The sequence below is a fragment of the Rhodanobacter sp. 7MK24 genome, from assembly GCF_014842995.1.
Lineage (GTDB): Bacteria > Pseudomonadota > Gammaproteobacteria > Xanthomonadales > Rhodanobacteraceae > Rhodanobacter_A.
Genome location: NZ_JACYXL010000003.1, coordinates 584,737 through 593,054 on the forward strand (window position 1 = coordinate 584,737; position 8,318 = coordinate 593,054).

Genomic DNA, 8,318 nt, shown 5'->3' on the forward strand with positions numbered 1-8,318 from the left:
CCGACGGCGGCAGCCCTCAAGGCCTGCCGCCGCATCGGGCGAGGCGGACTCGTCCGCCCTGCCCCAGTTTGGGTCTTACCAGCTGGCCTTGCGCAGGCCCGGCACGTCACCACGCATGGTGGCTTCGCGGAGCTTGTTGCGGCCGAGGTTGAACTTGGCGTACACGGCGCGCGGGCGACCGGTCAGCGCGCAGCGGGTGCGCTGGCGGATCGGGCTGGCGTCGCGCGGCAGCTTCTGCAGCTTGCCCTGCGCTTCCATCTTTTCCTCGTAGGAGGCAGTGGTGCTCAGCACGATCGCCTTCAGTTCGGCGCGCTTGGCGGCGAACTTCTTGACGAGCTTGGTCCGCTTGATGTCGCGGTTGACCATCGAGGTCTTTGCCATTTGATATATCTCTCGCGTCTATCAGTTGCGACGTGCTTAATTACGGAAGGGGAAGTTGAAGGCTTCCAGCAGCGCCTTGGCCTCGGCATCGGTCTTCGCGGTCGTGGTGATCGCGATGTCCATGCCGCGCATCGCATCGACGGCGTCGAAGTCGATTTCCGGGAAGATGATCTGTTCCTTCACGCCGAAGTTGAAGTTGCCACGGCCATCGAAGGCGCGGCCCGACACGCCGCGGAAGTCGCGGGTGCGGGGCAGCGAGATGTTGATCAGGCGATCCAGGAATTCGAACATCTGGGCGCGGCGCAAGGTGACCTTGCAGCCGATCGGCCAGCCGTCGCGGATCTTGAACGAGGCCACGGAAACGCGCGCCTTGGTCGTGATCGGCTTCTGGCCCGAGATCTTCGCCATGTCGGCCACGGCATTCTCGAGGATCTTCTTGTTGCCCGCAGCTTCGCCCACGCCCATGTTCAGCGTGATCTTGGTGATGCGGGGAACCTGCATCACGTTCTGGTAGCCGAACTTCTCGGTGAGCTTCGGCACTACCTGCTCTTTGTAAAACGTCTCAAGGCGCGTCATGTCATTAATCCTTACGCGTCCACGACCTCGCCATTCGAACGGAACACGCGGACCTTGCGCCCATCAGCGAGCGTCTTGGTGCCAACGCGTTCACCCTTGTTCGTGGCGGGGTTGAACAGCTGCACATTGGAGAGATGGATCGAAGCTTCGCGCTCGACGATGCCGCCGGCCTGGTTGGCCTGCGGATTCGGCTTGGTATGACGCTTGATCAGGTTCACGTTGGAGACGAACACACGCTCGCCTTCCACGCGCAGCACTTCGCCGCGCTGACCCTTGTTCTTGCCGGTGATCACGAGGACCTGATCACCCTTGCGGATACGGTTCATGGTTTGGTCTCCGCTCAGAGCACTTCGGGCGCGAGCGAGACGATCTTCATGAACTTCTCGCTGCGCAGCTCGCGGGTGACCGGCCCGAAGATACGGGTGCCGATCGGCTCGAGCTTGTTGTTGAGGAGCACCGCTGCATTGCCGTCGAAACGGATCAGCGAGCCATCGGGACGGCGCACACCCTTGGCGGTGCGAACCACCACGGCGTTGTACACCTCGCCCTTCTTCACCTTGCCACGCGGAATGGCGTCCTTCACGGTGACCTTGATCACGTCACCGATCGCGGCGTAACGGCGCTTGGAGCCGCCGAGCACCTTGATGCACATCAGTTCCTTGGCACCGCTGTTGTCCGCCGCGGAGAGCGTGCTTTGCATCTGGATCATGTCTGCACCCTCCTCTTAGACGGCCGCGCGGGTGACGATTTCGACCACGCGGTGATGCTTGGTCTTGGACAGCGGACGGCACTCAGCGATGCGCACGAGGTCGCCCTCGTTCGCGCCGAGGTCGTCCTGCGCGTGCAGCTTGGTCGACCGGCGCACGATCTTGCCCAGCAGGCCGTGCTGCACCTGGCGCTCGATCAGGACGGTGACCGTCTTGTCCATCTTGTTGCTGATGACGCGCCCTTCGAGGGTACGCGCCTGCTTCTGGTTGTCGCTCATATCGGCGGTCCCTTACTTCTTGCCGCCGAGCACGAACTTCGTGCGGGCGATGTCGCGCCGGACGCGGCGCAGCTGATGCGGCTGGTTGAGCTGGCCAGCACCCTTCTGCATGCGCAGGTTGAACTGTTCCTTGCGCAGGTCCAGCAGGTGCTGATTGAGCTCTTCGGCCGACTTGGTGGTCAGATCTTTGATGGCCATATCACATCACCGCCCGGGTCACGAACTGGGTCTGCACCGAGAGCTTGGCGGCAGCCAGGCGGAACGCCTCGCGCGCCGACGCCTCGTCGATGCCCTCGATTTCATAAAGCATGCGGCCGGGCTGGATCGGGGCGACCCAGAATTCCACGCCGCCCTTGCCGGCGCCCATGCGCACTTCGATCGGCTTCTTGGTGATCGGCTTGTCCGGGAACACGCGGATCCACAGCTTGCCGCCACGCTTCACGAAGCGGGTGATGCAACGACGACCGGCCTCGATCTGGCGCGCGGTCAGCGCGCCGGTGGTGGTCGCCTTCAGGCCGAATTCGCCGAAGCTGACGAGGTTGGCGCAGTGCGCCAGACCGTCGTTGCGGCCCTTGAACTGCTTGCGGTATTTGGTTCGCTTGGGTTGCAACATGGCAACTCTCCTTACTTCGCCGCACGCTCGCGACGGCCTTCGCCATCACGATCGCGACGCGGTTCACGGTCACGGCGGCCTTCGCCACCCTCGCGGCGCGACGACGGCGCCGGGGACTCGTCCTTCGGTTCCTGGCCGATCTGGGCCACGTCGAAGATCTCGCCCTTGTAGACCCACACCTTGATGCCGATGATGCCGTACTGCGTCTTCGCCTCGGCGGTGCCGTAGTCGATATCCGCACGCAGGGTGTGCAGCGGCACGCGACCTTCGCGGGCCCATTCGGAGCGGGCGATCTCGGCGCCGTTCAGACGGCCGGAAACGTTGATCTTGATGCCCAGCGCGCCCAGGCGCATCGCATTGCCCACCGAGCGCTTCATCGCGCGACGGAACATGATGCGGCGCTCGAGCTGCTGCGCGATCGACTCGGCCACCAGCTGGGCGTCCAGCTCGGGCTTGCGCACTTCGTTGACGTTGATGTGCGTCGGGACGCCCATCAGGTCGCTGACTTCCTTGCGCAGCTTCTCTATATCCTCGCCCTTCTTGCCGATCACCACCCCCGGACGGGCGGTGTGGATCGTCACGCGCGCGGTCTTGGCCGGGCGCTCGATCTGGATCTTCGAGATGCCGGCGGCAGCCAGCTTCTTCTTCAGCATCTCGCGGACCTTGATGTCTGCCACGAGATACTTCGCGTAGTCGCCCTTGTTGGCGTACCACTTGGCATTCCAGTCCTTGGCGATGCCGAGGCGGATGCCGGTGGGATGAACTTTGTGACCCATCGTCTTCTTCCTCTTACTCGCCAACGACCACGGTGATGTGGCTGGTGCGCTTCAGGATGCGGGAACCGCGGCCTTTGGCGCGGGCATACATACGCTTCATCGCCGGACCTTCGTCCACGAAGATGCGTGAGACCTTCAGCTCGTCGACATCGGCACCGAGGTTGTTCTCGGCGTTGGCGACGGCAGACAGCAGCACCTTGCGGACAATGTGCGCGGCCTTCTTGTTGGTGAACTGGAGCACGTCGCTGGCCCGGCCCACGGGCATGCCGCGGACCAGGTCTGCCACCAGGCGTGCCTTCTGCGCCGAGATGCGGGCGCTGCGCAGGATCGCTTTGGCTTCGGTGCTCATCACTTGCCCTTCTTGTCGCCGACGTGGCCCTTGAAGGTGCGCGTCACCGCGAACTCGCCGAGCTTGTGCCCGACCATGTTCTCGTTGACTAGCACCGGCACGTGCTGGCGGCCGTTGTGGATGGCGATGGTCAGGCCCACCATTTCGGGCAGGATCATCGAGCGGCGCGACCAGGTCTTGATCGGACGCTTGTTGTTGGCGGAAACCGCGGCTTCCACCTTCTTGGCGAGGTGAAGGTCGACGAACGGACCTTTCTTCAGAGAGCGTGGCATGTCGGGTTCCTGTTACTTGCGGCGACGCACGATGAACTGCTGCGTGCGCTTGTTGTTGCGGGTCTTGTAACCCTTGGTTGGCGTGCCCCACGGGCTGACCGGATGACGGCCGCCGGAGGTACGGCCTTCACCACCGCCGTGCGGATGGTCGACCGGGTTCATCACCACGCCGCGCACGGTCGGGCGGATGCCCATCCAGCGCTTGGCGCCGGCCTTGCCGAGCTTCTTCAGGCTGTGCTCGCCGTTGCCCACTTCACCGATGGTGGCGCGGCACTCGACCGGCACACGGCGCATTTCGCCGGAGCGCAGACGCAGCGTGGCATAACCGGATTCACGGGCCACCAGCTGCACCGAGGCGCCGGCGGAGCGGGCGATCTGTGCACCCTTGCCGGGCTTCATCTCGATGCAGTGGATCGTGGAACCCACCGGGATGCTGCGCAGCTGCAGGCAGTTGCCCACCTTGATCGGCGCATCGTGACCAGACAACAGGCGGTCGCCCACCTGCACGCCCTTCGGCGCGATGATGTAGCGGCGCTCGCCGTCGGCGTAGCACAGCAACGCGATGTGCGCGGTGCGGTTCGGATCGTATTCGATGCGCTCGACCTTGGCGGCAATGCCTTCCTTGTCGCGCTTGAAATCGATGATGCGGTAAGCCTGCTTGTGACCGCCGCCGCGATGACGCGTGGTGATGCGACCGAAATGGTTGCGACCACCCGTCTTCGACTGGCTTTCGGTCAGCGGCGCGTAGGGCGCGCCCTTGTGCAGCCCCTCGGTGCGGACGCTGACGGCGTCACGACGACCCGGCGAGGTTGGCTTGTGATTGATTAGTGCCATCTCGAGGAACTCCTGGCTCAGGCCTTGGCCGACACGTCGATGGACTGGCCATCAGCGAGGCGCACATAGGCCTTGCGCTTGCCCTGGCGGTTGCCAGCGCGGAAACGGAAGGACTTGACCTTGCCCTTGCTGTTGACGAGGTTCACCTGCTCGACCTTGACGTCGAACATCTTCTCCACCGCCTCGCGGACATCGGCCTTGGTCGCCGTGGGGGCAACCACGAATACGTACTGGTTGTGCTCGCTGACGCGAGCCGATTTCTCGGAGATGTGCGGCGCGCGCAGCGTGTCGAGAATGCGTTCGTTGCTCATGCCAGCCACTCCTCGATCTTCTTCACGGCGTCGACCGTCATCACCACGTGGTCGGAACCGACCAGGCTGACCGGGTTCAGCGCCATCACGTCCAGCACATGCAGATAGGGGATGTTGCGCGAAGCCAGGTACAGCGCCTCGTTGGCATCCTCGGAAACCAGCAGCACGCGACCGGAAACCTGCAGCTCGGCGAGCTTGGCAACCATCGCCTTTGTCTTGGGCTGCTCGACGCCGAAACCGTCGACCACCTTCAGGCGACCCTGGCGGTTCAGCTCGGAAAGGATCGAGCGGATCGCCACGCGGTAGGCCTTGCGATTGACCTTCTGCTCGTAGCTGCGCGGCTTCGCGGCAAACGTCACGCCACCGCCCACGAAGATCGGGGCGCGGTAGTCACCGTGACGGGCGCCGCCGCCCTTCTGCTTCTTGAACTTCTTGGTGGTACCCGACAGCTCGCCACGCGACAGCTGCGCCTTGGTACCGGCGCGACCGCCGGCCTGGTACGCAACCACCACCTGGTGAACCAGGGCTTGCTTGAACTCGCCGCCGAACACTTCGTCCGACACGCTGAGCGGCTTGGCGCCAATGACATTCAGTTCCATGGCGTCTCTCCTCAACCCTTGGTGGTCGGACGGATGACGACGTCGCCACCGGCCGCACCGGGGACAGCACCCTTCACCGCGATCAGGTGACGCTCGGCGTCGACCTTGACCACTTCCAGACCCTGTTGCGTGCGGTTCACCGCACCCATGTGGCCCGACATCTTCTTGCCCGGGAACACGCGGCCCGGCGTCTGGCGCTGACCGATCGAACCCGGTGCGCGATGCGACAGCGAGTTACCGTGCGTCGCATCGCCCATCTTGAAGTTGTGGCGCTTGATGGTGCCCTGGAAGCCCTTGCCCTTCGAGACGCCGGCGACGTCGACGATCTGGCCGACCGAGAACACCTCGTCCGCCTTGATCTCCGCGCCCACGCTGTACTTGCCGAGGTCGTCGGCGGACACGCGGAACTCCCACAGGCCACGACCCGGCTCAACCTTGGCCTTGGCGTAATGACCCTTCAGCGGCGCCGTCAGCAGGCTGGCGCGCTTCACGCCCGCCGCGACCTGCACCGCGCTGTAGCCATCGTTGTCTTCCGTCTTCAGCTGGGTGACGCGGTTCGGGGTCGCTTCAATCAGCGTCACCGGAATCGAGCGTCCGTCTTCAGTGAAGAGCCGGCTCATGCCGCACTTGCGGCCTACCAGTCCGATACTCATGTTCGTATCCTGTCTATCGCTCAACCGAGCTTGATCTGAACATCGACGCCAGCGGCGAGATCAAGCTTCATGAGCGCGTCCACGGTCTTGTCGTTGGGATCGACGATGTCGAGCACACGCTTGTGGGTACGGGTCTCGTACTGGTCGCGTGCATCCTTATCGACGTGCGGCGACACCAGAATGGTGTAACGCTCGATCTTGGTCGGGAGCGGGATGGGGCCGAGCACCGTGGCGCCCGTGCGCTTGGCCGTCTCGACGATCTCGCTGGCCGAACGGTCGATCAGACGATGATCGAACGCCTTGAGCCGGATGCGAATCTTCTGGTTCGCCATAAACCGTGTCCTGTTATCAAAAGAACTTGAATGTGCAACGAAGCGGCTTCTCACCGCCTCGCACTGCTCTTTGGAACCATCGGAATCGCGCCAAGGCGAAATCCCGACCCGAAAAACGCCAAGCGAGCATTGGTCTGCTCGCCTGGCGCAAATCCTGCTGCGCAATCTGGCTTGACGACGGGGTAACCCCGGAATCAGACCGAATGCGATGGCCGTCCACGGCCTGCGAACTCGAAGCACTTCCTGCGCCTCATTTCGCGGTGAGTCGATCGAAACCGAGTTCGAACGACTAGGGAGCTGCGAATTATAACGACAAATTTCCCGTATGGGAAGAGCTCGGCGTTATCCGTGCTCACATCCGTGTTCGCGAAGATCAAGAGCCGGCCATCCTTGGCCGGACTTTTTACCAAAAGCCGCTATTCCAACGGCGTTTTGGCCAGTTATTACTTGATGACCTTGGCCACCACGCCGGCGCCAACAGTGCGGCCGCCTTCGCGGATCGCGAAGCGCAGACCCTGGTCCATCGCGATCGGGTGGATCAGGCTCACCACCATCTTGATGTTGTCGCCCGGCATCACCATTTCTACGCCTTCCGGCAGCTCGATCGCACCGGTCACGTCGGTGGTGCGGAAGTAGAACTGCGGACGGTAGCCCTTGAAGAACGGGGTATGACGGCCACCCTCGTCCTTCGACAGCACGTACACCTCGGCCTCGAAGTCCGTGTGCGGGGTGATCGTGCCCGGCTTCGCCAGCACCTGGCCGCGCTCCACGTCGTCGCGCTTCAGGCCGCGCAGCAGCAGACCGGCGTTGTCGCCCGCCTGACCCTGGTCCAGCAGCTTGCGGAACATTTCCACGCCCGTGACGGTGGTCTTCTGCGTCGGACGGATGCCGACCACTTCGATTTCGTCACCCACCTTGATCACGCCGCGCTCGATACGGCCGGTCACCACCGTGCCGCGACCCGAGATCGAGAACACGTCTTCCACCGGCATCAGGAACGGCTGGTCGATCGCGCGCTGCGGCTCCGGAATGTAGGTGTCCAGCGCCTCCACCAGCGAGATGATCGCCGGCACGCCGATTTCCGACTGGTCGCCTTCCAGCGCCAGCTTCGCCGAACCCTTGATGATCGGGGTGTCGTCGCCCGGGAAGTCGTACTTCGACAGCAGCTCGCGCACTTCCATCTCGACCAGCTCGAGCAGCTCGGCGTCGTCCACCATGTCGGCCTTGTTCAGGAACACGACAATGTACGGCACGCCCACCTGGCGCGACAGCAGGATGTGTTCGCGCGTCTGCGGCATCGGGCCGTCCGCGGCCGAGCACACCAGGATCGCGCCGTCCATCTGCGCCGCACCCGTGATCATGTTCTTCACGTAGTCGGCATGGCCCGGGCAGTCCACGTGCGCGTAGTGGCGATTCGGCGATTCGTATTCCACGTGCGCCGTCGAGATCGTGATACCGCGCGCCTTTTCTTCCGGCGCCGCGTCGATCGCGTCGTAGGCCTTGAATTCACCGCCAAAACGCTCCGCACCGACCTTCGTCAGCGCCGCCGTCAGCGTCGTCTTGCCGTGGTCCACGTGACCAATCGTGCCCACGTTCACGTGGGGCTTGGTGCGCTCGAACTTGCCCTTTGCCATGAC

The 8,318-nt window shown here is 63.6% G+C and carries 16 protein-coding genes; all 16 read right to left on the minus strand.

Annotation, left to right across the window (positions count from 1 at the left end; all coding sequences use genetic code 11):
* Positions 1-75: 75 nt before the first annotated feature.
* The 16 genes from rpsN to tuf all read right to left on the minus strand — a co-directional run bounded on the left by rpsN (position 76) and on the right by tuf (position 8,315).
* Positions 76-381 (minus strand): 30S ribosomal protein S14, encoded by a 306-nt coding sequence (rpsN, locus tag IHE49_RS09160; protein WP_192157045.1) that lies wholly within the window; start codon positions 379-381, stop codon positions 76-78.
* Positions 382-417: 36 nt separating this feature from the next.
* Positions 418-957, minus strand: coding sequence for a 50S ribosomal protein L5 (gene rplE, locus IHE49_RS09165; RefSeq protein WP_192105761.1), 540 nt, complete (start codon positions 955-957; stop codon positions 418-420).
* Positions 958-968: 11 nt separating this feature from the next.
* Positions 969-1,283, minus strand: a complete 315-nt coding sequence (rplX, locus tag IHE49_RS09170; RefSeq protein ID WP_192157047.1) for a 50S ribosomal protein L24 — start codon at positions 1,281-1,283, stop codon at positions 969-971.
* Positions 1,284-1,297: 14 nt separating this feature from the next.
* On the minus strand, positions 1,298-1,666 hold the full coding sequence (gene rplN, locus IHE49_RS09175) for a 50S ribosomal protein L14 (RefSeq protein ID WP_007513359.1): 369 nt from the start codon (positions 1,664-1,666) through the stop codon (positions 1,298-1,300).
* A gap of 15 nt (positions 1,667-1,681) precedes the next feature.
* Entirely contained in the window at positions 1,682-1,942 is a 261-nt protein-coding gene (rpsQ, locus tag IHE49_RS09180) for a 30S ribosomal protein S17 (RefSeq protein ID WP_181300988.1), read from the minus strand.
* Between the two features lie 12 nt (positions 1,943-1,954).
* Positions 1,955-2,140, minus strand: coding sequence for a 50S ribosomal protein L29 (rpmC, locus tag IHE49_RS09185; RefSeq protein WP_192105763.1), 186 nt, complete (start codon positions 2,138-2,140; stop codon positions 1,955-1,957).
* Between the two features lies 1 nt (position 2,141).
* On the minus strand, positions 2,142-2,555 hold the full coding sequence (rplP, locus tag IHE49_RS09190; protein WP_192105764.1) for a 50S ribosomal protein L16: 414 nt from the start codon (positions 2,553-2,555) through the stop codon (positions 2,142-2,144).
* A gap of 11 nt (positions 2,556-2,566) precedes the next feature.
* Positions 2,567-3,331, minus strand: coding sequence for a 30S ribosomal protein S3 (rpsC, locus tag IHE49_RS09195; protein WP_192157049.1), 765 nt, complete (start codon positions 3,329-3,331; stop codon positions 2,567-2,569).
* 13 nt (positions 3,332-3,344) lie between these two features.
* Positions 3,345-3,680 (minus strand): 50S ribosomal protein L22, encoded by a 336-nt coding sequence (rplV, locus tag IHE49_RS09200; protein ID WP_192157051.1) that lies wholly within the window; start codon positions 3,678-3,680, stop codon positions 3,345-3,347.
* Positions 3,680-3,952 carry a 30S ribosomal protein S19 gene (rpsS, locus tag IHE49_RS09205; protein ID WP_077481308.1) on the minus strand — a complete coding sequence of 91 codons (273 nt, stop codon included), beginning with the start codon at positions 3,950-3,952 and terminating at the stop codon, positions 3,680-3,682. The genes rplV and rpsS overlap by 1 nt, the downstream gene beginning before the upstream one ends.
* A gap of 12 nt (positions 3,953-3,964) precedes the next feature.
* Positions 3,965-4,786, minus strand: a complete 822-nt coding sequence (gene rplB, locus IHE49_RS09210) for a 50S ribosomal protein L2 (RefSeq protein ID WP_192157053.1) — start codon at positions 4,784-4,786, stop codon at positions 3,965-3,967.
* A gap of 17 nt (positions 4,787-4,803) precedes the next feature.
* Positions 4,804-5,097: a 50S ribosomal protein L23 gene (gene rplW, locus IHE49_RS09215; protein WP_192157055.1), complete on the minus strand. Its 294-nt coding sequence runs from the start codon at positions 5,095-5,097 to the stop codon at positions 4,804-4,806.
* A complete protein-coding gene (rplD, locus tag IHE49_RS09220) occupies positions 5,094-5,696 on the minus strand; it encodes a 50S ribosomal protein L4 (RefSeq protein ID WP_192157056.1) in 603 nt (200 codons plus the stop codon). Before rplD ends, rplW begins: the two co-directional genes overlap by 4 nt.
* An 11-nt stretch (positions 5,697-5,707) precedes the next feature.
* Complete coding sequence (gene rplC, locus IHE49_RS09225; RefSeq protein ID WP_192157058.1) at positions 5,708-6,349, minus strand: 50S ribosomal protein L3; 642 nt, start codon at positions 6,347-6,349, stop codon at positions 5,708-5,710.
* 20 nt (positions 6,350-6,369) lie between these two features.
* A complete protein-coding gene (rpsJ, locus tag IHE49_RS09230) occupies positions 6,370-6,681 on the minus strand; it encodes a 30S ribosomal protein S10 (RefSeq protein ID WP_014402136.1) in 312 nt (103 codons plus the stop codon).
* A gap of 443 nt (positions 6,682-7,124) precedes the next feature.
* The gene (tuf, locus tag IHE49_RS09235; RefSeq protein ID WP_192157137.1) at positions 7,125-8,315 is read right to left on the minus strand and encodes an elongation factor Tu; all 1,191 of its coding nucleotides are present in this window, start codon (positions 8,313-8,315) and stop codon (positions 7,125-7,127) included.
* Between the last annotated feature and the right edge of the window lie 3 nt (positions 8,316-8,318).

Excerpts from the sequence above, each read along its gene's own strand:
- rpsN (WP_192157045.1), bottom strand. The coding sequence starts at position 381 with ATGGCAAAGACCTCGATGGTCAACCGCGACATCAAGCGGACCAAGCTC.
- rplE (WP_192105761.1), bottom strand. The coding sequence starts at position 957 with ATGACGCGCCTTGAGACGTTTTACAAAGAGCAGGTAGTGCCGAAGCTC.
- rplX (WP_192157047.1), bottom strand. The coding sequence starts at position 1,283 with ATGAACCGTATCCGCAAGGGTGATCAGGTCCTCGTGATCACCGGCAAG.
- rplN (WP_007513359.1), bottom strand. The coding sequence starts at position 1,666 with ATGATCCAGATGCAAAGCACGCTCTCCGCGGCGGACAACAGCGGTGCC.
- rpsQ (WP_181300988.1), bottom strand. The coding sequence starts at position 1,942 with ATGAGCGACAACCAGAAGCAGGCGCGTACCCTCGAAGGGCGCGTCATC.
- rpmC (WP_192105763.1), bottom strand. The coding sequence starts at position 2,140 with ATGGCCATCAAAGATCTGACCACCAAGTCGGCCGAAGAGCTCAATCAG.
- rplP (WP_192105764.1), bottom strand. The coding sequence starts at position 2,555 with ATGTTGCAACCCAAGCGAACCAAATACCGCAAGCAGTTCAAGGGCCGC.
- rpsC (WP_192157049.1), bottom strand. The coding sequence starts at position 3,331 with ATGGGTCACAAAGTTCATCCCACCGGCATCCGCCTCGGCATCGCCAAG.
- rplV (WP_192157051.1), bottom strand. The coding sequence starts at position 3,680 with ATGAGCACCGAAGCCAAAGCGATCCTGCGCAGCGCCCGCATCTCGGCG.
- rpsS (WP_077481308.1), bottom strand. The coding sequence starts at position 3,952 with ATGCCACGCTCTCTGAAGAAAGGTCCGTTCGTCGACCTTCACCTCGCC.
- rplB (WP_192157053.1), bottom strand. The coding sequence starts at position 4,786 with ATGGCACTAATCAATCACAAGCCAACCTCGCCGGGTCGTCGTGACGCC.
- rplW (WP_192157055.1), bottom strand. The coding sequence starts at position 5,097 with ATGAGCAACGAACGCATTCTCGACACGCTGCGCGCGCCGCACATCTCC.
- rplD (WP_192157056.1), bottom strand. The coding sequence starts at position 5,696 with ATGGAACTGAATGTCATTGGCGCCAAGCCGCTCAGCGTGTCGGACGAA.
- rplC (WP_192157058.1), bottom strand. The coding sequence starts at position 6,349 with ATGAGTATCGGACTGGTAGGCCGCAAGTGCGGCATGAGCCGGCTCTTC.
- rpsJ (WP_014402136.1), bottom strand. The coding sequence starts at position 6,681 with ATGGCGAACCAGAAGATTCGCATCCGGCTCAAGGCGTTCGATCATCGT.
- tuf (WP_192157137.1), bottom strand. The coding sequence starts at position 8,315 with ATGGCAAAGGGCAAGTTCGAGCGCACCAAGCCCCACGTGAACGTGGGC.